We start from the raw sequence: 20,386 nt of genomic DNA, 5'->3' as shown, positions 1-20,386 counted from the left end.
AACCCTCCCGCCGTCCGTTACGACACGGTCGTCACCGGGCTGGAGAAGGTGAAGCTGGAGGGGCAGTGGAAGGCGCTGTCGGCGTTGCGCAACGGTCACGGCAAGGCGGCCAACGGCGTCCAGATCCAGGCGCGCGCCAAGGAGGACGAGGCGCTCGCCGTGCGCCTGCTCAAGTCGCTCGGCTATTATGACGGCAGCGCGGTGTCGGTGGTCGAGGCTAACCCCCCCGCGCCCGGCACGCCGGTGCGCTACAAGGTGACCGTCACCGCCACGCCGGGACCGCTCTACGCGCTTTCCGCGGTCACGCTCGACGCGCCGGTGGTGACGCCGCCCGATCTCCTGACCGGCAATTTCGCGCTGAAGCAGGGCGACCCGATCGAGGCGGCGCGCATCCAGGGCGCAGAGGCGAACCTGCAGCTGCTCGCGCCGCAGCGGGGCTATCCGTTCCTGAAGCTGGGCGACCGCGACGTGCTGCTCGACGATCGCACGCCCACCGGCGCCTATACGCTGCCGATCGATCCCGGCCCGCGCGCCAGGTTCGGCAAGCTGACCACCGCCGGCGACCCGGTGTTCGGGCTCGACCATCTCAACGTCTTCCCGCGCTTCGACGAGGGCGAGCTCTACGACAGCCGCCAGACCGACGACCTGCGCGACGCGCTCAATGCGACGGGGCTGTTCTCCGGCCTCGCGGTGACGCCGCAGCGGACCGGCCGGCTCAACCCGGACGGGACGGAGCAGGTCGACCTGCTCGTCCAGCAGACCAAGGGCCCGGATCGGTCGATCGGCGGCACGCTCGGCTATTCGACCGGCGAGGGCGCGCGGCTGGAGGGCATTTTCACTCATCGCAACCTGTGGCCGCCCGAAGGCGCGCTGATCGCCTCGATCATCGCGGGCACGCAGGAGCAGGGCCTGTCGGGCACGTTCCGCCGCGCCAATGCCGGCAAGCGCGACCGCACCTTCACCGCCGTCGCGTCGGCCGATCACAGCAATTACGACGCGTTCAACGCCTTCACCTTCACGCTGTCGGCGCGCTGGAGCTATGATTCGACGCCGATCTGGCAGAAGCCGATCACCTATTATTATGGCGGGGAGCTCGTCGGCACGAACGAGAGCGTCTACGATTTCGGGCGCGGCGAGCGGGTGCGGCGCACCTACGGCATCGTCGCGCTGCCCGGGCAGATCCAGTGGGACCGGTCCGACGACCTGCTCAACCCGACCAAGGGCTATCGGCTCAAGCTGAACCTCAGCCCGGAGGGCTCGGTGCAGGGCTCCGCGCAGCCCTATGTCCGGACCATGATCGAGGGCTCGATCTACAAGTCGTTCAGCCCGAGCCTGATCTTTGCCGCCCGGCTGCGCGCGGGCTCCATCTTCGGCATCGACCGTGACGATCTGGCGCCGTCGCGGCGCTATTATGGCGGCGGCGGCGGGTCGGTGCGCGGCTATGGCTATCAGCGGCTGGGGCCGCTCGATCCCAATGGCGATCCGGTCGGTGGCCGCTCGCTGAACGAAGCGGCGTTCGAGGCGCGCTATCGCTTCGGCAATTTCGGCATCGTGCCGTTCGTGGATGCCGGCAACGCCTATGAAAGCGTGTTCCCGAAGGGCAGCGACCTGAAGTTCGGGGCCGGCATCGGCGGCCGCTTCTACACCAATTTCGGGCCGTTCCGCATCGACGTCGCGACCCCGCTGAACCCGCGCAAGGGCGACGGCAAGATCGCGCTCTACCTCAGTCTCGGGCAGGCCTTCTGATGGCGGACGAGGGCACCATCACCGTCGAGCAGCGTCGGCCGCTGGGGCAGCGGATCCTGAAGTGGCTCGGGATCGCGGTGGCGACCCTGCTGGTGCTCGTGCTGCTGGTGGTGTTCGGGATCAACACCGATCCGGGGCGCCGCTTCGTGGCGGACCAGCTGGGCGGCTACACCACCGCGTCGGGGCTGAACATCAGGGTGGGGCGGATCGACGGCTCGCTCTACGGCCGCATGATCCTGTCCGACGTGCGCGTGGCCGATCCCAAGGGCGTGTTCCTGACCAGCCCGCGCCTGGCGGTCGACTGGCGGCCGTTCGCGTTCGTGCGCAACCATGTCGACGTGCGCGCGCTCGACACCGATCTGGTCACCCTGCAGCGCAGGCCCGCGCTCAAGGTCACTCCCAGCGACCCGAACGCACCGACGCTGCCCAACCTCGATATCGACGTGAACCATCTGCACGTCGGCCGTTTCGTGGTGGCGAAGCCGGTGAGCGGACAGGTCCACATCGTCGGGCTCGACGGCCAGACCCATATCGCCGACCGCCGCGCCCAGCTGACGGTCGACGCCGCCGCGATCCGCGGCGCCGGCGTGGCGGGCGGCGACACGCTCCACCTGGTGCTCGACGCGGTGCCGGATGCCGACAAGCTGGACGTGAACCTGAAACTCGCCGCGCCGGTCGGCGGCGCGGTCGCCTCGCTCGCCGGGCTGAAGGCGCCGCTGACCGCCACGGTGGACGGGCGCGGCAGCTGGTCGAGCTGGCAGGGCAAGGCGATCGCGACGCTCGGCGGCGGGCAGCTCGCCAATCTGGGCGTGACGGCCAAGAGCGGGCACATCGAGGTGCGCGGGCAGACGCGGCCGGGGCTCTACCTGCAGGGGCCCGTCGAGCGGCTGACCGGGCCCTTCCTCTCCGTCGCCGCCGACGTGACGCTGGACCAGCGCAAGGCGGACACCCGGATCAAGCTCGCGTCGAGCGCGCTGGCCGTCGACGCGGGCGGCATGCTGGATCTTGCGGCGAGCAAGTTCGGCAACTTCGCCGTGGACGCCCGGCTGCTGACGCCGGGCGCGATCCTGCCCAACCTGGCCGGGCGCGACGTGTCGGCGCGCATCGTGCTGGACGGCGACTTCGCGACGCCGACGGTGAACTACAAGGTTGCCGCCGCGCGGATCGCGTTCGGCACGATGGGCGTCGAGGACCTCTATGCCGAAGGATTGGCGCGTGTGAACAGCGACCGTATCCTGGTGCCGGTCAACGCCCGCGCGCGGCGCGTGACCGGGCTGAACGCGGCGGTCGGCGGGCTGGCGAACAACGTCCGGATCAACGGCGATTTCGCGATCTCGATGCCCAACATCCTGTCGGACAATCTGCGCATCCGCTCCGACAACATCGACGCGACCGCGATCGTCGTCGCGAACGTGACGACCGGGCGCTACACCGGCGCGCTCAAGGGGCGGATCAACAATTACCGCGTCGAGAGCATCGGCATCATCGACCTGACGACCGACGCGCGTCTGGTGCCCGGCGCGCGCGGCGGCTTCGGCATCACCGGGCGGGTGGTCGCCAACACCAAGCAGCTGTTCAACGCGGGCGTGAGGAACTTCCTGGGCGGCAACGCCGTGCTGCGGGCCGATATCGGTTACAGTCCGGAGGGCGTCGTCACCTTCAGCGGGCTGCGGCTGAACGCCCCACAGTTCCGCGTGACGCGCGGGCAGGGGCGGTTCGACCCGGCCTCGGGCCGCGTCGCGGTCGATGCCGACGCTTATTCCACCCAATATGGGCCGCTTTCCGCACGCGTGGCCGGCACCGCGACCGCACCGGTGGTGGTGCTGCACGCCGCGCGGCCGGGGCTGGGCGTCGGGCTCGCCAACCTCGACGCGCACGTCGTCGGGCGGAACGGCGCCTACGCGGTGACCGCGAGCGGCGGCACCGATTACGGTCCGTTCACCGCCGATGTGGTGGTGCGACCGGGCGCGCAGCTGGCGGTCGACGTGCATCGCGTGGTCTTCGCCGGCGTCGCCGCGAGCGGCCGCGTGGTGCAGACCGCCGCCGGGCCGTTCGCGGGCGCGCTGACCTTCGCCGGTCAGGGGCTGTCGGGCAATGTCCGGCTGGCGTCGCAGGGCGGCTCGCAGCGCGCGGACGTCAGCGCGCGCGCGGCCAACTACAAGACGCCGGGCAAGTATGACGTCACGATCGGCCGCGCGCTGATCGACGCGCATGTCGTGCTCTATCCCCGCGCGCCGTCGATCGTCGCCGACGCGCAGCTCGCCGACACGCGCTACAACGCGGTCGTCATCCAGGCGGCGCGGGTGAAGGTGAACTATACCGGCGGTCGCGGCACCGCGCAGGCGCTGCTGACCGGCTCATCGGGCGTGCCGTTCCGGGTGGCGATCAACAGCCAGCTCGCGCCGGGCAACTATCTGATCGCGGCGCAGGGGCAGGCGAACGGCATTCCGTTCCGCACCGCCAATCCGGCGCGGATCGTGGCGCAGGGCCGGGGCTATCGCCTGCAGCCGACGCGGCTCGACTTCGGCGGGGCCAATGGTGGCTCGGCGCGGTTCGCGGGCGCGTTCGGCGGCGGCACGACGAGCGCGCAGGCGCGGCTCGACCGGCTCGATCTCTCCTTCCTGTCGGCGTTCGTGCCGGGGCTGGGCGTGTCGGGCCAGGCGACCGGCAGCGTCGACTACGCGCAGCGCGGCACCGCCATCCCGACCGCCGATGCGCGCGTGACGATCGCCAACTTCCAGCGCTCGGGGCTCGCCGCGGTGTCGGAGCCGGTCGACGTGCTGTTCGCCGGCCAGCTGAACGGCGGCGGCGCCGAGGCGCGCGCGCTGGTGCGCCGCGGCCCGACCGTCGTCGGCAGGCTGCTGGCGACGATGCGGCCGCTGGGCGGCGGCGGCAGCTGGATGCAGCGGGTGATGAACGCGCCGCTCGGCGGCGGCATCCGCTACAACGGCCCGTCGGCGGTGCTGTTCAGCCTCGCCGCGCTGCCCAACCAGAGCCTGACCGGACCGATCGCGGTCGCCGCCGACTTTGCCGGGCGGGTCGCCGCGCCGCGGCTCAACGGCCTGATCCGGGCCGACAGCCTGACCTATGACAACGAGACCTATGGCACGCGCCTGTCGCAGATGCAGATGGCCGGCCGCTTCACCAACGACCGGCTGGAGCTGACCAAGCTCCACGCCAGGGCCGGTGACGGCACGCTGGATGCGCAGGGCTCCATCGGGTTCGCGGCGGACTCGGGCTATCCGATCGACTTCCGCGCGACCCTCGCCAACGCGCAGCTCGCCAAGAGCGGCAGCCTGGAGGCGACCACCACCGGCAACCTCCACGTCACCAACGGGCGCGGCGGCGGGCTGATCGAGGGCGACCTGCAGATTCCCGAGGCCCGCTACGCGATCGTCAAGCAGGGCGCCGCGCAGGTGCCCGAGCTGACCGGCGTGCGCCGCAAGAGCGACGTCCACGTCGCGCGCCCGACCGACCGGCCGGCGCCGGCGCCCGTCGGGCTGTTCCGCCTGGCGCTCCACATCAGCGCGCCCAACCAGATCTATGTCTCCGGCATGGGGCTGGACAGCGAGTGGCAGCTGGACCTGCGCGTCGCCGGCACGTCGGCGGCGCCGGTCGTCACCGGCGGCCTCGACATCGTGAAGGGCACCTACAGTTTCGCGGGCAAACGCTTTGACGTGGCGCGCGGCCGCGTGCGGCTGCGCGGCGGCGCGCTGTCGGACCCCGACATCGACATCCTGGCGACCACCAACGCGAACGGCATCACCGCCAACATCGCGATCAGCGGCACCGGCAACCATCCGCAGATCGCCTTCACCTCGACGCCCACGCTGCCGCAGGACGAGGTGCTGAGCCGGCTCCTGTTCGGCACCAGCCCCGCCAATCTGTCGGCGACCGAGGCGATCCAGCTGGCGGCGGCGCTCAATTCGCTGCGCCCGTCGAGCGGCGGCGGCCTCAACCCGCTCGGCAAGCTGCGTTCGTCGCTGGGGTTCGACCGGCTGCGCGTGGTCGGCGCCGGCGAGACCGGCGGCGGCACCGGCCTCGCCGCGGGCAAGTACATCACCGACAACATCTATGTGGAAATCGTCACCGACGCGCGCGGCTACACCGCCACGCAGCTGGAGATCGCGCTGACCAAGTGGCTGAAGCTGCTCACCTCGGCGGGCTCGCAGAGCGGCAACGACGCGAAGCTGAAGTTCTCTAAGGACTATTAGGCGCAGATCGCGAGAGCGCGCACGCTGCGCGCCACGCGGGCAAGCCCGGCCGGCGGAGCGTAGCTTCCGACCGACGACGCGGCTTTGCCGCGGCGGGCCTGACCCGTGGTCTGGCTTGGCAAGATGCGTCGACAGCGGGATAGCGGCACACGGCTGGGGTGACGGGGGAGGCGGGATACGTTAGGTCCCGCCCAGCAACCGAACGCGGGCGAGACAAAGATGGCCGAGCATTTCGACGTCGTGGTGGTGGGAGCCGGCATCTCCGGCATCGGCCAGGGCCATCATCTCCAGACCCGCTGCCCCGACCGCAGCTATGTGATCCTGGAGGCGCGCGCCGGGATGGGCGGCACGTGGGACCTGTTCCGGTATCCCGGCGTCCGCTCGGACAGCGACATGCACACGCTGGGCTTCTCCTTCCATCCCTGGACGGCGGCCAAGGCGATCGCGGACGGCCCCTCGATCCGCGCCTATGTCGAAGACACCGCGCAGACTCATGGCGTCGACAAGCACATCCGCTTCGGCATCAAGGTGACGGGCGCGAGCTGGTCGACCCCCGACGCGCGCTGGACGGTGACGGCGACCGGGCCGGACGGGCCGCTCACCTTCACCTGCGGCTTCCTGTGCATGTGCTCGGGCTATTACAGCTACGAGCGCGCCCACGCGCCGGCGTTCGCGGGCGCGGCGGACTTCGCCGGCCGCATCGTCCACCCGCAATTCTGGCCTCAGGACCTCGACTATGCCGGCAAGCGCGTCGTCGTGATCGGCAGCGGCGCGACGGCGGTGACGCTGGTGCCCGAGATGGCCAAGGACGCCGCCCACGTCACCATGCTCCAGCGCTCGCCGACCTATGTCGTCTCGCGCCCGGCCGAGGATTCGGTCGCCAACTGGCTGCGGGCGAAGCTGCCGAAGAAGCTCGCTTACGGTCTCACGCGCTGGAAGAACGTGCTGTTCGGCATGTATTTCTTCCGGATGACGCGCAAGCAGCCGGAGGAGACGAAGCAGCGGCTGCTCGGCATGGTGCGCGAGCATCTCGGCCCCGACTATGACATCGCCAAGCATTTCACCCCGCGCTACAATGTCTGGGACCAGCGGCTCTGCCTGGTGCCCGACGCCGACCTGTTCCAGGCGCTGAAGGGCGGTCGCGCCGAGGTGGTGACCGACACGATCGACCGCTTCGTGCCCGAAGGCGTCCGGCTCGCCTCGGGACAGACCCTGCCGGCGGACATCATCGTCACCGCGACGGGGCTGGAGATCGCGCTGATGGGCGGCGTGCCCTTCACCGTCGACGGTGCCCCGGTGACGCTGGCCGACAAGCTCCAGTACAAGGGCATGATGTTCTCCGACGTGCCGAACCTGGCCTTCACCTTCGGCTACACCAACGCCTCCTGGACGCTGAAGGCGGACCTCGTCGCGCGGTATGTCTGCCGGTTGCTCAACGTCATGGCCAAGCGCCGCAAGGCGATCGCGACGCCGCGCAACACCGATCCGACCCTGACGCCGGAGCCTTTCGCCAATTTCACCTCCGGCTATATCCAGCGCGCCGCCGATCGGCTGCCCAAGCAGGGCTCGAAGAAACCGTGGAAGCTCAACCAGAATTACGCGCTCGACATCATGGCGCTCCGCTTCGGCTCGGTCGACGATGCGATGGAGTTCGCCGATCCGGCACCGATCGCGGAGAGGCGGGCGGCGTAAGGCTTGCGATGTTCGTTCGATCGAACTAGTCAGGCCGAGTGTCACAGGGCCGCCTTCTCGACATCGCCATCCGCGAGTTCGGCGCGAAGGGTCTGGAGGGCGCGAGCACGCGCGGCATCGCGGCAGCGGCCGGCACCGCCATGTCATCGATCACCTATCATTACGGCGGCAAGGACGGGCTGTATCTCGCCGCCGCCGATCACATCGCCCAGCACATGGCCGAGGAGATGGCGGACGCGCTGGCCGCCGAGGCGGGCGTGGGGGAGGACGATGCCGAGGGCGCGCGCGCGGCGCTGCACCGGCTGATCGGCCGACTGGTCGAGAAGATGGCGGGTGACGATACGGCCGATTCCTCGCTCTTCATCCTGCGCGAGCAATACTCGCCCGGCGAGGCGTTCGAGCGCATCTGGGCCGGCATGATGGGGCAGTTGATGAAGCGGCTGGCCGATCTGGTCTGCGTCGCCACCGGCGCACCGGGCCTGGCGGCGCGGATCGCCACGGTGACGCTGATGGGCCAGGCGATGGCGGTGCGCGCCAGCCGCGCCGCGGTGCTGCGCCTGCTCGAGGTTGAGGAACTGGACGCGCCGACGCTGCACACGCTCAAGGCGCGCATCACCAGCAACATGGACGCCATTCTCGACCGCATGGTCGCCGAGGAGCAGCAATGAGCGACCGGGACGACAAGGACCAGGAAGACGGCCGGCAGCAGGAGGCCGGTGAGGCCGAGGCCCAGCAGTCCGGCGAGGGCGGCCAGCCCGCCAAGCAGGACGAGGGCGGCGATGACAAGGACGATGCGCCGAAGAAGCCGCCGCTCTACAAGCGGCCGCTGTTCTGGCTCATCCTGATCCCGCTCGTGCTGGCGCTCGTCATCGGCGGCACTCTCTATTACCTGCACGCGCGGCAGTATGAATCGACCGACGACGCGTTCGTCGACGCGCATATCGTCCGCATCTCGGCGCAGAATGCCGGCCAGATCGTGCAGATCGCCAACCTCGACAATCGCCATGTCGACGCGGGCCGGCTGCTGGCGGTGATCGAGCCGTCCGGGCCCGAGGCGCAGCTCGCGCAGGCGCAGGCGAACGTCGAGCAGGCGCGCGCGCAATATCAGCAGTCGGTGGCACAGATCGGCTCCGCCGTCGCGTCGCGCCGCCAGGCCGAGGCGCAGGCGCGCGGGCCGCTGGCCGACGCGGTGAAGGCGCAGCAGGACCTCGCCCGCTATCAGGCGCTGCTCCGGCTCGATCCCAACGCGGTCGCCGCGCAGCAGCTCGATCAGGCGCGCGCCACCGCGCGCTCGACGGCGGCGGACGCGCGCGCGGCACGACGTCAGGTCGATTCGGCCCAGGCGCAGGTGACGGTCGCACAGCGCGCGGCGCGTGCCGCGCAGGCCGGGATCGGCGCCCGCGAGGCGCAGGTGAAGCAGGCGGGCGTCACGCTCGGCGACCTGCGGCTGACCGCACCCGTCTCCGGCCAGATCGTCAACCGGCAGGTCAATCTCGGCTCCTATGTCGCGCCCGGCACGCAGCTGATGGCGCTGGTGCCCGACGAGATGTGGGTGACGGCCAACTTCAAGGAGACGCAGCTGACGCTGATGAAGATCGGTCAGCCGGTGGAGATCAAGGTCGACGCCTATCCGGGCGTGACCTTCCGCGGCCATGTCGACTCGGTCCAGCGCGGCGCGGGCCAGGCCTTCGCACTGCTGCCGCCGCAGAACGCGACCGGCAATTACGTCAAGGTGGTGCAGCGCGTGCCGGTGCGGATCGTGTTCGATCACGACCGCGACCGGAACGATCCGGACCCGCGTCGCTACCCGATCGGCCCCGGCATGTCGGTGATTCCGACCGTCAAGGTGCGCTGATGGCCTCGGCCGCGTCCGCGAGCGACGGCTGGACGCCGAGCCGGTCGGCGGCGGGAAGCTACAATCCGTGGCTGATCGTCGCGATCATCTCGATCCCGACCTTCATGGAGGTGCTCGACACCTCGATCGCCAACGTCGCGCTGCAATATATCGCCGGCGGCCTGTCGATCTCGTCCGACGAGGCGACCTGGACGCTGACCAGCTACCTGGTCGCCAACGCGATCGTGATCCCGATCAGCGGCTGGCTGTCCGACACGATCGGGCGCAAGCGCTATTTCACGATCTCGATCATCCTGTTCACCGTCGCCTCCTTCGTGTGCGGGATCGCGCCCAACCTGCAGGTGCTGGTGCTCGCGCGCATCGCGCAGGGCATCGGCGGGGGCGGGCTCGCGCCCGTCGAACAGTCCATGCTCGCCGATACCTTTCCCCCCCGCCAGCGCGCGATGGCCTTCGCCGCGTTCGCGATCGTGGTCGTGGTGGGGCCGGTGCTCGGGCCGACGCTGGGCGGGTGGATCACCGAGCACTCCAGCTGGCATTGGGTGTTCCTGATCAACGTGCCGGTCGGCATCGCCGCGGTGTTCCTGGTCCAGTTGTTCGTCGACGAGCCCGATCAGGTCAAGAAGGACCGCGACGCCAAGACGAAGCGCGGCGTCCGCGTCGACTGGGTCGGCATCCTGCTCATCGCGGCGGGGCTCGGTTGCCTGGAGATCACCGCCGACCGCGGCGAGCGCGAGGAATGGTTCGCGAGCCCGATGATCGTGACCACCGCGATCGTGTGCGTCGTCGCGCTGATCGCGCTCGTGATCTGGGAATTGGGGCAGCGCGATCCCGTGGTGAACGTGCGATTGTTCAAGAACCGCAACTTCTCGATGACGCTGATCGTGATGATGATCACCGGCCTGGTGCTGTTCGGCACGACCCAGCTGATCCCGCAGATGCTCCAGCAGGTGCTCGGCTACAGCGCGCTCGATGCGGGGCTGGCGATGACGGTGGGCGGTATCGCGACGCTGCTGGCGGTGCCGATCGCCGGCGTGCTGAGCAGCAGGATGGATGTGCGCATCCTGCTGGTCAGCGCCTTCTGCGTGCAGATCGCGTCCTTGTGGTACATGTGTCACCTCAACGCCGAGATCACCTTCTGGCAGGCGTCGACGGCGCGGCTGATCTCGGCGGCGGGGCTGCCGTTCCTGTTCGTGCCGATCAACGCGGTCGCCTATGAGGGGCTGAAGCAGAGCGACACGGCGCAGGCGTCCAGCCTGCTCAACGTCTTCCGCAACCTGGGCGGGACGCTGGGCATCTCGACCGCGCAGACGCTGCTCGCGCACCAGCAGCAGATCCACCAATCAAGGCTGGTCGAATTCGCGCAGCCGCTCAATCCCGCCTACAACGACTGGCTGGCAAGCGCGCAAGGCGTGCTCGGACCGGGCGGTAGCGGCGCGTCCGCTCCGCTCGGCGCGCTCTACCAGACGATCGGGCAGCAGGCGTCGATGCAGGCATTCCTCAGCGTGTTTTGGGTGCTCATGTGGCTGGTGATCATCGTGACGCCGTTCGTGTTCCTGATGCGCAAGAGCTCTGGCGGCGGCGCGCCCGAGGGAGCGCATTGATGCGCCGCCCCGCACTTCTGGCGACGGCGCTGCTGCTGGCGGGCTGCACCGTCGGGCCGAACTATCGCCCGCCCGAGGCGGCGACGCCGCCTGCCTATGTCGATCCGCAGCCAGCCGTCAGCGGTTCGGTCGATCTGGCGCGGCCGTGGGCGACGTTCGGCGATCCCTTGCTGACCGGCCTCATCGAGCGGGCGTTGAGGGACAATCCCGACGTGCGGATCGCCGCCTCGCGGGTGCGGCAGGCGCGGTTGCAGGAGATCATCGCCCGTGCCGGCGGCAAGCCGATGCTCAACGCCGATGCAAACGGGACCTATATCCACTTCAGCAAGAATGCCGGGCTGGCGACGCTGGCGCAGCAGTTCGGCGGCGGCGGCGGGGGATCGGGCGGTGGAGCGGCCGGCGGGTCCGGGTCGAGCGGCGGAATCGCGCTGCCCGGGGACAGCGTCACGACCTATGCGCTCGGGTTCGATGCAAGCTGGGAGCTGGACGTGTTCGGCGGTAATCGCCGCGCCGTGCAGGGGGCGGTGGCGCGCACCGAGGCCGCGATCTGGAACGGGCGCGACGCGGCGACGATGATCGCGGCGGAGGTCGCACAGGGCTATTGGGCGCTCCGCCTCGACCAGGCGCAGCTGGCGATCGTCACCGACGAGCTGGCGCGGCAGCGGCGTTCGCTCGGCATCGCGGAGGAGCAGGCGAAAGTCGGGCTGGTGCCCAATGCCGATCTGACCCAGCAACGCGCGACGGTCGCCACCACCGAAGCGCGGGCCGAGCCGATCCGCGCCGACCTGGAGGTGCGCGCCCATGCGCTCGCGATCCTGCTCAACCAGGCGCCGGCGGCGCTGGTGCCCGAGCTGCGCGCGCCCGCGCCGGCACTCCTGCCCGCGCCGGTGATCCCCGCCGGGCTGCCCTCCGACCTGCTCCGCCGACGGCCAGACGTGCGCGCCGCGGAGCGCAATCTGGCGGCGGCGACGGCGGACATCGGCGTCGCGGTGGCCGATCTCTACCCGCGGTTCAGCCTGACCGGCATGGAGCAGCTGATCTCGACGGCGCTCGGCAACCTGTTCTCTGGCGACAGCCTGCAGCTGACCGGATCGGGGGCGGTGCAGTTCCCGATCATCGACTGGGGGCGCCGCCGCGCGACGGTGAAGCTGCGCCGCGAGGACCGCGAGCAGGCCTATGTCAGCTATCAGGCGACGGTGCTCCAGGCACTGAAGGATGTGGAGGACGCGCTGGCGCAGCTCGACGCCGAGCGGCGGCGCAACGTGACGCTCCAGCGCGCGGTGAACGACGCGCTGGGCACCGCCAACGCGCGCGAGGCGCAATACCGCACCGGCTTCGTCGCCCAGAACACGCTGCTGGACGCGCAGGCCCAGGTGCTCTCCGCCCGCGAGCAGCTCGCCGGCAGCGATGCGCAGCTACGCCAGATGACCGTCGCGCTGATGAAGGCGCTGGGCGGCGGCTGGGAGGATGGCGCCGCCGGGCCGAGGTGATTGCGACGAACACAAAAAAGGCGGCCCGAAAGCCGCCTTTATGAAATTCGGCCCGGAACGCCGACGTAGCACTGAAATATCAGCAGCTTACCGACCCCGGGCCGAGTGCCTGATTACCAGGGCTTCGAGCTCTCGCCGTAAATCAGCGCGATCAAAAACGTCAGCATGGTCGGGGTCTCCCTTGCGAGCGGCCCAAGTGGAGGCCGCGAGACATGGTTAACAGAACGTAAATATCAACGCAATCCGCCAATCTGCCGCAAAGCGCTTTAACCGCAATTTCAGTTATGACGGGTAGCGCGGCTCCGGCCATGCGGAATGACGGGGAACAGGGCAGGACCGGCTCAGCAGCCGAACGAGGTGTGCCCGCCGCCCCGCGCGGTGAACGGCTGCAGGCGCTGGCGCTGGTCCAGATCGTCGAGTTCGGCGCCTTGCGTCGCCGCCATGGACCCGATGTCGCCGACGCGTTGGTGCTGGAGGCCGCCGAACGCATCGCTGCGGCTTTGCCCGACGCCACGGTAGCCGCCATCGGGCGCAACCTCATCGAACTCGGCCTCGTCGCAGCCGACATCGCGGAGCTGGAAGACCGGCTTGCCCCCCTGCGCACTCCGTTCGACAGTGGCACGATCGGTAGGTCCTGCCGGCTGACCTTGACGCTCGGCGTCGCTGCCGCGCCGCTGAGCTCAGCAGATGCGGTGGAACTCGTCGAGGCCGCCGAACGCGCCTTGGCCGCGGCCCGACGTGGGAAGCCGGAGGTGATGCCCGCGCCGGAAATCATCCTCCATGCGACCGACGAGTCGGTGCTCCGCGACGAGCTCCGGCAGGCGATCGTCCGCGACGAGCTGTTCGTACAGTATCAGCCCAAACTGCATCTGCGTCGCAGGGCCATCACCAGCGTCGAGGCGCTGATCCGCTGGACGCACCCGCGCCGCGGGCTGGTACTGCCGAGCGATTTCATTCCGGCCGCCGAGCGATCGGGTGAAATCGGGCCGATGACGCTGTGGACGCTCCGCCGGGTGATCGCCGATCAGCGCGTGCTGGCCCGCAATGGGCATGAACTACCCATCTTCATCAACATCGCCGGCGTCCTTCTGTCGGACTCCGACTTCGTCGACGCGGCAGCCGCCCTGATCGAAGCGAGCGGTGCCAGCATCGGCTTCGAGATCACCGAAACTTCGGTGATTCGCGAGCCCGAAGCGGCGATCCGCAACCTGCAGCGACTGGCCGACCTGGGCGTCGCGATCACGATCGACGATTATGGCGCGGGGCTGTCGAGCCTTGCCTATCTGAAGCAGCTGCCCGCGAGCGAGCTGAAGATCGACAAGCTGTTCGTAACGCAATTGTCCAGCTCGCATCGCGATCCGCTCATCGTCCGGTCGACGATCGATCTCGCGCACGCACTGGAGATGGAGGTGGTGGCGGAGGGCGTGGAGACGTCCACGTCCCTTGCTCTGCTCTCGGTCATGGGGTGCGACCTGGTACAGGGCTTCCTGATCAGTCGCCCGGTCGCGCTGGAGACGTTGCTCGTCTACCTGCGGGAAGAGCGATACAATTCGCTGTTCAATGAGGCGCGCTCGCCGCTGGACCGACTAGCTGCCGTCCGGGCCCAGGCATGATCCTGCCGAACCGGGCAACGGCCTGGTTGATCGCCCTGCTGTGCCTGACCGCCGTTCCTGTCCGCGCCGCCGCACCCGATGCGCAGGCCAGGTTCGACGCGGCGGTGGACGTCGCCAAGAACGACATGCTGTCCAATCCCCGGCAGGTGATCGCCGGCACCGATCGGGATTGGCCGCTGACGGCCGCGCTGTCGGACACGCGCTCGCGCCAAGCCGGCGTCGCGATGCTCCTTTGGCTGCAAAGCGAGGCCTGGTTCCGCCTCGACGACCTGCAACGTGCGGCGCCATTGGCCGAGCGCGCGCTCGCACTGGCGCGTGCCGCCGCCCCGCGCACGAAGCTGGAAGCGGACATCCTGCTGACGCGCGGGAGCATTGCCGGCAAGCGGCTGCAGGCCGCGCAGGCGCTCGCCGACTTCCAGGCTGCGCATCGCCTCTTCCATGCGCTCGGCATCCAGCGCAGCGAGGCGATATCGCTGATCTGCCTCGCAAACTTGTATGTCGACGCCAAAGATTACACCAGAGCCTTGGTCTATTTGGAACAGGCGCTTGAGGCGTATCACACCGACCCGGGTCTCGCCTTCGCCATCTATAATATTCGTGGCCTCGCCTATCAGGAACAAGCGCAATACGGGCGTGCCAATGTCGAGTTTCGTGAGGCGCTTCGCTATGCCCGCGAGGTGAAAAGCCCGGCGGTGCAGGCGCAGTACCTGCGCAACATCGCGCGCAATCACTTGCTGGCGGGGCAACTGGCGCAGGCTGATGCGGTGATCGCGCGCGCGCGCGTGCTGCCGGGCGAGGCACGCGACGACATCAAGCAACTCGACGCGGTCGCCGCGCAGGCCGCGCTGCAGCACGGCCGCATCGTCGAGGCGGGCCAACTGATCGACCGTGCGTTCGAGGGCGTCGATCTGTCCCGGACCGACCTGCCGTTCCGCGAGGCGCATCAGACGGCGGTCGCCGTGTATCGCGCTGAAGGCCGGTCGGACGAGGCGCTGGTGCATCTCGAAGCGCTCAAACGACTGGACGACCAGGCGACCAAGCTGGCGACGCAGACCAACACCGCCCTGATGGCCGCCCGTTTCGACTCGGTCAACCAGGAGGCCCGCATCTCGCGGCTGAAGCTGGAGGATCGGCTGCAACACGCGGAAACCGAGCGGACGCTGTGGCTGGACGCGGCGGGCACGACCGGCACGGTGATCGTGCTGCTGCTGATCGGGCTCGTGACGATCCGGCGCAGCCGCGATCAGGTGCGCGCGGCCAACGCCGACCTGGCGGTTTCCAACGGTGCGCTCGGCAAGGCGCTGGCCGCCAAGACCGAGTTCCTGGCGACGACCAGCCACGAGATCCGCACGCCGCTGAACGGCATCCTGGGCATGACCCAGGTGATGCTCGCCGACCGCACCCTGCCGAGCCCGACGCGCGACCGGCTGACGGTGGTGCAGGGCGCCGGGCTGACCATGCGCGCGCTGGTCGACGATATCCTCGATATCGCCAAGATGGAGACCGGCAACCTCAGCGTCGAGCGGGCGCCGTTCGATCTGCGGGCGGTGCTGGACGACGCATCGCGCATGTGGGCGGAGCAGGCCCGCGGCAAGGGCATCGCGTTCACGATCGACCTGGAGCGATGCCCCGCGCGGGTGGAAGGGGACGCGGCGCGGGTGCGGCAGATCGTGTTCAATCTCCTGTCGAACGCGCTCAAGTTCACGGCCGCCGGCTCCGTCTCGCTGATCGCCGGCGAGGAGGATGGGGGCGTGCGTATCGCAGTCGCGGATACGGGCATCGGCATCGCACCCGATCAGCAGGAGACGGTGTTCGAATCCTTCCGCCAGGCCGACACCAGCACGACCCGTCGGTTCGGCGGCACCGGGCTCGGCTTGTCGATCTGCCGCAGTCTCGCGCAGGCGATGGGCGGCGAGATATCGCTGCGGAGCACGCTCGGGGCGGGGTCCACCTTCGCGGTGACGCTGCCGCTGAGGGCGTTGCCGCCCGCGCCGCTCTGCGAGGCGTCGGCGGGCTGCGAGACGCTGCTGGTGCTCGACCGCAATCCGATCACGCGCGCGATGTTCAAGACGCTCTTCGCTCCGCACGTCACGGCGGTCACGTTCGCCGGGTCGGTCGACGAGGCGGCGCCCTGCCTCGACGCGGGCAACATCTGCGCCATCCTGGCCGACGAGGCGACTGCGCGCGCCGACGCCGATCCGATCGGGTTCGTCGCGGCGCTGGCGGCGCGTTCCGCCGGCGCGCCGATCAGCCTGTTGTGGTCCGCCGCCGCGGCGGAGACGGAGCGCGAGACGCTCCTGAGGCATGGCGCCGGGCAGGTGATCGTCAAGCCGGTTACCGGCGCGAAGCTCGCCGCGCTCATTTTTCGCCAGAAAGGCGACGGCGATTCGACCAGCCCGCTTGTATCCGAGGCGGCTTAGGAAGATAACACGCCTGCAATGATCGTGTCCGTCTCCCGTCCGTCTCGCGCCGTGCTGCGGAGGTGAACATCCTCTTCATCGAGGACGATCCGATGAATCGCCGGGTTGTGAAGGACATGCTGGACGTCGCGGGCGCGACGATGACGGAGGCGGAGGACGCGCCGACCGGGCTGGCGCTCATCGACGCGCACGAGTTCCAGATCGTCCTCGTCGACCTGCGCATGCCCGGCATGGACGGGCTGACCGCGATCGGGCACATCCGCGCGCGTGCCGACGCCAAGGCGCGGCTGCCGGTGATCGTCGTCACCGCCGATGCCGCGCCGGACCTGCGCGAGCGGTGCCTGGAAGCGGGAGCCGACGACGTGCTGTTCAAGCCGGTGGCGATGGACGCGCTGTTCGAGGCGATGGGTCGCATTCTCGCGCGCGACGCCGACGGCGGGCTGATCGTCTAGGGCTTCGGCAACGGGCCGAGTGCCTGGGCCAGCGAGGCGGTGGCGCTGCCGCGCCGTGCGGGGCGGGGCTGCGACGGATCGGGCGCCCAGCCGGTGAGCGAGATGATCGGAAAGCGCTCGCGCACGCGGCCGTCGGGGCCGGCCTGCGCCGCGAAGGCGGCGGCAGCGGCCGCGAACGCGCCGCGCGTCGTCGGCGTGCGCGCGGCGAGCAGGTTGGAGGCCGCCATCCCGCGCAGGTCGTCGACCAGTCGCCCCATGTCCGGATAGCCGACCTCCAGGGCCTCCACGTCCGCGACGGGCAGGGCGAAGCCGGCGCGCACCAGCAGGTCGCCCGCCGCGCGCACGTCGATGCCGGGATGCAGCCGTGCCGCGGGCCGCTCGCGGTCGGCTTGCCGCCACGCCGCGCGCAGCCGCGGCAGCGCGCCCGCTCCCACGAACGCGGCCAGGAACAGCCCGTCCGGCCTGAGCACGCGCCGTGCCAGCGCGAGCGCGCCCGGCAGGTCGTCCACCTGGTCGAGCACGCCGACGCTGACCACCAGGTCGAAGCTCGCGTCGGCGAACGGCAGCCGGTCCTCGTCGCCCTGCACGCCGCCGGCCGCGCGCGCGAAGGCGAAGCCCGCATCCAGCCGGGCGACCTGCGCCCCGGGTGGGGCAGGAAAGCCCGCATCGCAGCAGCCGAGATCGAGCACGTCGGTGAACCGGCGCGTCACCGTCGCCAGCCGGTCGGCGATCCCCTCCAGCATCGCCGCGCGCAGGAAGGCGTGCTCGCCGAAGCGGGGTTGCGCCCGGTCGCGACGCAGCCGGCGCGCGGCACGATCGAAGATGACGGGCGGCTCCATCGGCCGCGGGCTTGTGCGCCGCCGTCCCGCAGGTGACAAGGCAGCGATGCTCGCGGCTACTCTCCGCACCGCCGCGACGCTGGCGCTGCCGCCGCGTTGCCCCGGCTGCGGCGTGCCCGTGGAAGCGGATGGCCGGTTCTGTGCCGGCTGCTGGGGCGAGCTGCGGTTCCTCGCGCCGCCCTGGTGCGCGGCCTGCTGCCTGCCGTTCGACCATCAGCCGCACCCCGGCGCCATGTGCGACGACTGCCTGCGCCGGCCGCCGCGCCATGCGGGGGTTCGGGCAGCGGTGAGCTATGGCCCGATCGCGCGGCGGCTGGCGCTGAAACTGAAATATGGCGGCCGGATGGGGGTGGCGGCGACCATGGCGGCGCTGATGGCGCGGCACGTCCCCGCCGACGCGGAGCTGGTCGTGCCGGTGCCGCTGCACCGCTGGCGGCTCTGGGCGCGCGGCTACAACCAGGCGGCGCTGATCGCGGCGGCGGTGGCGCGGCATGGCGGCGGGACCGTGTTGCGCGGTGGACTGGTCCGCACCCGTCGCACGCCGGTGTTGCGCGCGCTGAGCGGCCGGGCGCGCGCGGACGCGGTCGCGGGCGCCTTCGCCGTGACCGCACCGGCGCGCCCGCGGATCGCGGGACGGCACGTGCTGCTGGTCGACGACGTCCACACCAGCGGCGCCACCGCCGACGCGTGCGCCGCCGCGCTGCTCGACGCGGGCGCGGGCCGCGTCACGGTGCTCTGCTGGGCGCGCGTGCTGCCGGGAAGCGATTGACAGCGGCGGGCGACGATCCCACCTCCGCGCCATGGCGAAGGTCGAGATCTACACCAAGGCGTTCTGCCCCTACTGCTCGCGCGCGATGCGGCTGCTCGGCGACAAGGGCGTCAGCCCGACCGAACACGACATCACCTATGGCGGCCCGCAGCGGCAGGAGATGATCGGCCGCGCCGGCGGCCGCTCCACGGTGCCGCAGATCTTCATCGACGACCGGCATATCGGCGGCTCGGACGATCTGGCCGCGCTGGAGGCGCGGGGAGAGCTGGACAAGCTGCTCGTCGCATGAAGGCGGCGCTGCTGCAGATGACCAGCGGGATCGATCACGCCGCGAACGCGGCCGTGCTGGTCGATGCCGTTGCAAAGGCCGCCGACGCTGGCGCCGCGATGCTGTTCACGCCGGAAATGTCCGGCCTGCTCGACCGCGACCGGGCGCGGGCGGCCGCGTCGATCGTCGCCGAGCCGGACGACCGCGTGCTGGCGGCGGTGCGCGAGGCGGCGGCGCGACATGGCCTGTGGGTCAACCTGGGCAGTCTGGCGGTGCGCCACGGCGACCGGCTGGCAAATCGCGGGTTCGTCATCGACGATGCGGGCGCGATCCGCGCGCGCTACGACAAGCTGCACCTGTTCGACGTCGACCTGCCGCCGTCCAGGGAAGGTGGCGGTGAAAGCTGGCGCGAGTCGGCCGCCTATACCGCAGGCAAGGCGGCGGTGGTGGTGGAGACGCCGATCGGGCGGCTCGGGCTGTCGATCTGCTACGACCTGCGCTTTCCGGACCTGTATCGGGCGCTGAGCGATGCGGGCGCGACGGTGTTGGCGATCCCGGCCGCTTTCACCCGGCCGACCGGCGCGGCGCATTGGGAGGTGCTGCTGCGCGCCCGGGCGATCGAGGCGGGCGCGTTCGTGCTGGCGGCGGCGCAGACGGGGCGGCATGCGGACGGGCGCGAGACGTGGGGCCACTCGCTGGCGATCGACCCGTGGGGCGACGTGTTGCTCGATATGGGCGACGCGGCCGGGCTGGCGATGGTGGAGTTCGACATGGGCCGGCTCGCCGACGTGCGCGCCCGCATCCCCGCGCTGCGCCACCGCCGGCCGGTGCCGGCCGTCACGCGGGCATGATCGTCTTCGACCTGCGCTGCGGGGCAGGGCACGTGTTCGAGGCGTGGTTCGGGAGCAGCGCCGACTGGGAGGCGCAGCGGGATGCGGGCCAGGTCGCCTGTCCACTCTGCGGCGACGAGACCGTCGCGAAGGCCGCGATGGCCCCGGCCGTTCCCGCCAAGGGCAATGCGCGCGGGGATCACGCCCCGGCCGCGATCAAGGCGGCGATCCGGGCCCTGGCGGCCGAGCAGGCGAAGGCCCTCAAGGACTCGACCTGGGTGGGCGACCAGTTCGCCACCCGCGCCCGCGCGATGCATGCGGGCGAGGAGACGCACGCGACCATCCACGGCCAGGCGACGCTCGCCGACGCCAAGGCGCTGGTCGCGGACGGCGTGCCGGTCGCGCCGCTGCCGCTACCCGTGACCCCGCCCAAGCAGCTGAACTGAGCGACCCTCGGGATCGGCCGCGTCGGCCGCATCGCACTGATGTAAAGTTTAGGCCGTTGGTGCCTATGGACCACCCGATCGGGCACTCTGATCGTTGGGAAATTTCGGTCCCGTTCCAGTAATCTGCACCGACTAAGGCGGCAGCATCTCC

15 protein-coding genes are annotated in these 20,386 nt (G+C 70.4%); 14 read left to right on the top strand and 1 reads right to left on the bottom strand.

Features of this window, described 5'->3' with window-relative positions; translation table 11 throughout:
• The first annotated feature begins 48 nt into the window (after positions 1-48).
• The 10 genes from ACFE64_RS04210 to ACFE64_RS04165 all read left to right on the top strand — a co-directional run bounded on the left by ACFE64_RS04210 (position 49) and on the right by ACFE64_RS04165 (position 17,083).
• A complete protein-coding gene (locus ACFE64_RS04210) occupies positions 49-1,746 on the top strand; it encodes an autotransporter assembly complex family protein (protein WP_375391205.1) in 1,698 nt (565 codons plus the stop codon).
• The gene (locus ACFE64_RS04205) at positions 1,746-5,960 is read left to right on the top strand and encodes a translocation/assembly module TamB domain-containing protein (RefSeq protein WP_375391204.1); all 4,215 of its coding nucleotides are present in this window, start codon (positions 1,746-1,748) and stop codon (positions 5,958-5,960) included. Before ACFE64_RS04210 ends, ACFE64_RS04205 begins: the two co-directional genes overlap by 1 nt.
• A gap of 219 nt (positions 5,961-6,179) precedes the next feature.
• Positions 6,180-7,652 carry a flavin-containing monooxygenase gene (locus ACFE64_RS04200; RefSeq protein WP_375391203.1) on the top strand — a complete coding sequence of 491 codons (1,473 nt, stop codon included), beginning with the start codon at positions 6,180-6,182 and terminating at the stop codon, positions 7,650-7,652.
• A 38-nt stretch (positions 7,653-7,690) separates the two neighbouring features.
• On the top strand, positions 7,691-8,320 hold the full coding sequence (locus ACFE64_RS04195; RefSeq protein WP_375391202.1) for a CerR family C-terminal domain-containing protein: 630 nt from the start codon (positions 7,691-7,693) through the stop codon (positions 8,318-8,320).
• Positions 8,317-9,507, top strand: a complete 1,191-nt coding sequence (locus ACFE64_RS04190) for an HlyD family secretion protein (protein ID WP_375391201.1) — start codon at positions 8,317-8,319, stop codon at positions 9,505-9,507. The genes ACFE64_RS04195 and ACFE64_RS04190 overlap by 4 nt, the downstream gene beginning before the upstream one ends.
• Positions 9,507-11,108 (top strand): DHA2 family efflux MFS transporter permease subunit, encoded by a 1,602-nt coding sequence (locus ACFE64_RS04185; RefSeq protein WP_375391200.1) that lies wholly within the window; start codon positions 9,507-9,509, stop codon positions 11,106-11,108. Before ACFE64_RS04190 ends, ACFE64_RS04185 begins: the two co-directional genes overlap by 1 nt.
• Entirely contained in the window at positions 11,108-12,598 is a 1,491-nt protein-coding gene (locus ACFE64_RS04180) for an efflux transporter outer membrane subunit (RefSeq protein WP_375391199.1), read from the top strand. The genes ACFE64_RS04185 and ACFE64_RS04180 overlap by 1 nt, the downstream gene beginning before the upstream one ends.
• 359 nt (positions 12,599-12,957) lie before the next feature.
• Positions 12,958-14,211, top strand: coding sequence for an EAL domain-containing protein (locus tag ACFE64_RS04175; protein WP_375391198.1), 1,254 nt, complete (start codon positions 12,958-12,960; stop codon positions 14,209-14,211).
• Positions 14,208-16,631: an ATP-binding protein gene (locus ACFE64_RS04170; RefSeq protein ID WP_375391197.1), complete on the top strand. Its 2,424-nt coding sequence runs from the start codon at positions 14,208-14,210 to the stop codon at positions 16,629-16,631. Before ACFE64_RS04175 ends, ACFE64_RS04170 begins: the two co-directional genes overlap by 4 nt.
• A 62-nt stretch (positions 16,632-16,693) precedes the next feature.
• Positions 16,694-17,083, top strand: coding sequence for a response regulator (locus ACFE64_RS04165; RefSeq protein ID WP_375391196.1), 390 nt, complete (start codon positions 16,694-16,696; stop codon positions 17,081-17,083).
• On the opposite strand, the gene ACFE64_RS04160 is transcribed toward ACFE64_RS04165, so the two are convergent.
• The gene (locus ACFE64_RS04160; RefSeq protein WP_375391195.1) at positions 17,080-17,922 is read right to left on the bottom strand and encodes a class I SAM-dependent methyltransferase; all 843 of its coding nucleotides are present in this window, start codon (positions 17,920-17,922) and stop codon (positions 17,080-17,082) included. The genes ACFE64_RS04165 and ACFE64_RS04160 overlap by 4 nt on opposite strands.
• 46 nt (positions 17,923-17,968) lie before the next feature.
• Between ACFE64_RS04160 and ACFE64_RS04155 the strand changes: the two genes are divergently transcribed.
• The 4 genes from ACFE64_RS04155 to ACFE64_RS04140 are packed head-to-tail and all read left to right on the top strand — an operon-like array spanning position 17,969 to position 20,235.
• Entirely contained in the window at positions 17,969-18,691 is a 723-nt protein-coding gene (locus ACFE64_RS04155; RefSeq protein ID WP_375391194.1) for a ComF family protein, read from the top strand.
• A gap of 31 nt (positions 18,692-18,722) precedes the next feature.
• Positions 18,723-18,980, top strand: coding sequence for a glutaredoxin 3 (grxC, locus tag ACFE64_RS04150; protein WP_375391193.1), 258 nt, complete (start codon positions 18,723-18,725; stop codon positions 18,978-18,980).
• On the top strand, positions 18,977-19,810 hold the full coding sequence (locus ACFE64_RS04145) for a carbon-nitrogen hydrolase family protein (RefSeq protein ID WP_375391192.1): 834 nt from the start codon (positions 18,977-18,979) through the stop codon (positions 19,808-19,810). Before grxC ends, ACFE64_RS04145 begins: the two co-directional genes overlap by 4 nt.
• Complete coding sequence (locus ACFE64_RS04140; RefSeq protein WP_375391191.1) at positions 19,807-20,235, top strand: DUF1178 family protein; 429 nt, start codon at positions 19,807-19,809, stop codon at positions 20,233-20,235. The genes ACFE64_RS04145 and ACFE64_RS04140 overlap by 4 nt, the downstream gene beginning before the upstream one ends.
• Positions 20,236-20,386 lie beyond the last annotated feature (151 nt).

The organism is uncultured Sphingomonas sp. (assembly GCF_964250165.1).
Lineage (GTDB): Bacteria > Pseudomonadota > Alphaproteobacteria > Sphingomonadales > Sphingomonadaceae > Sphingomonas.
The sequence above is the reverse complement of the archived record's forward strand: the minus strand, read 5'-3'. Positions and strand labels throughout refer to the sequence as shown.

Coding starts and splice junctions, on each gene's coding strand:
- ACFE64_RS04205 (WP_375391204.1), top strand. CDS start 1,746: ATGGCGGACGAGGGCACCATCACCGTCGAGCAGCGTCGGCCGCTGGGG.
- ACFE64_RS04200 (WP_375391203.1), top strand. CDS start 6,180: ATGGCCGAGCATTTCGACGTCGTGGTGGTGGGAGCCGGCATCTCCGGC.
- ACFE64_RS04190 (WP_375391201.1), top strand. CDS start 8,317: ATGAGCGACCGGGACGACAAGGACCAGGAAGACGGCCGGCAGCAGGAG.
- ACFE64_RS04185 (WP_375391200.1), top strand. CDS start 9,507: ATGGCCTCGGCCGCGTCCGCGAGCGACGGCTGGACGCCGAGCCGGTCG.
- ACFE64_RS04180 (WP_375391199.1), top strand. CDS start 11,108: ATGCGCCGCCCCGCACTTCTGGCGACGGCGCTGCTGCTGGCGGGCTGC.
- ACFE64_RS04170 (WP_375391197.1), top strand. CDS start 14,208: ATGATCCTGCCGAACCGGGCAACGGCCTGGTTGATCGCCCTGCTGTGC.
- ACFE64_RS04160 (WP_375391195.1), bottom strand. CDS start 17,922: ATGGAGCCGCCCGTCATCTTCGATCGTGCCGCGCGCCGGCTGCGTCGC.
- ACFE64_RS04155 (WP_375391194.1), top strand. CDS start 17,969: ATGCTCGCGGCTACTCTCCGCACCGCCGCGACGCTGGCGCTGCCGCCG.
- grxC (WP_375391193.1), top strand. CDS start 18,723: ATGGCGAAGGTCGAGATCTACACCAAGGCGTTCTGCCCCTACTGCTCG.
- ACFE64_RS04145 (WP_375391192.1), top strand. CDS start 18,977: ATGAAGGCGGCGCTGCTGCAGATGACCAGCGGGATCGATCACGCCGCG.
- ACFE64_RS04140 (WP_375391191.1), top strand. CDS start 19,807: ATGATCGTCTTCGACCTGCGCTGCGGGGCAGGGCACGTGTTCGAGGCG.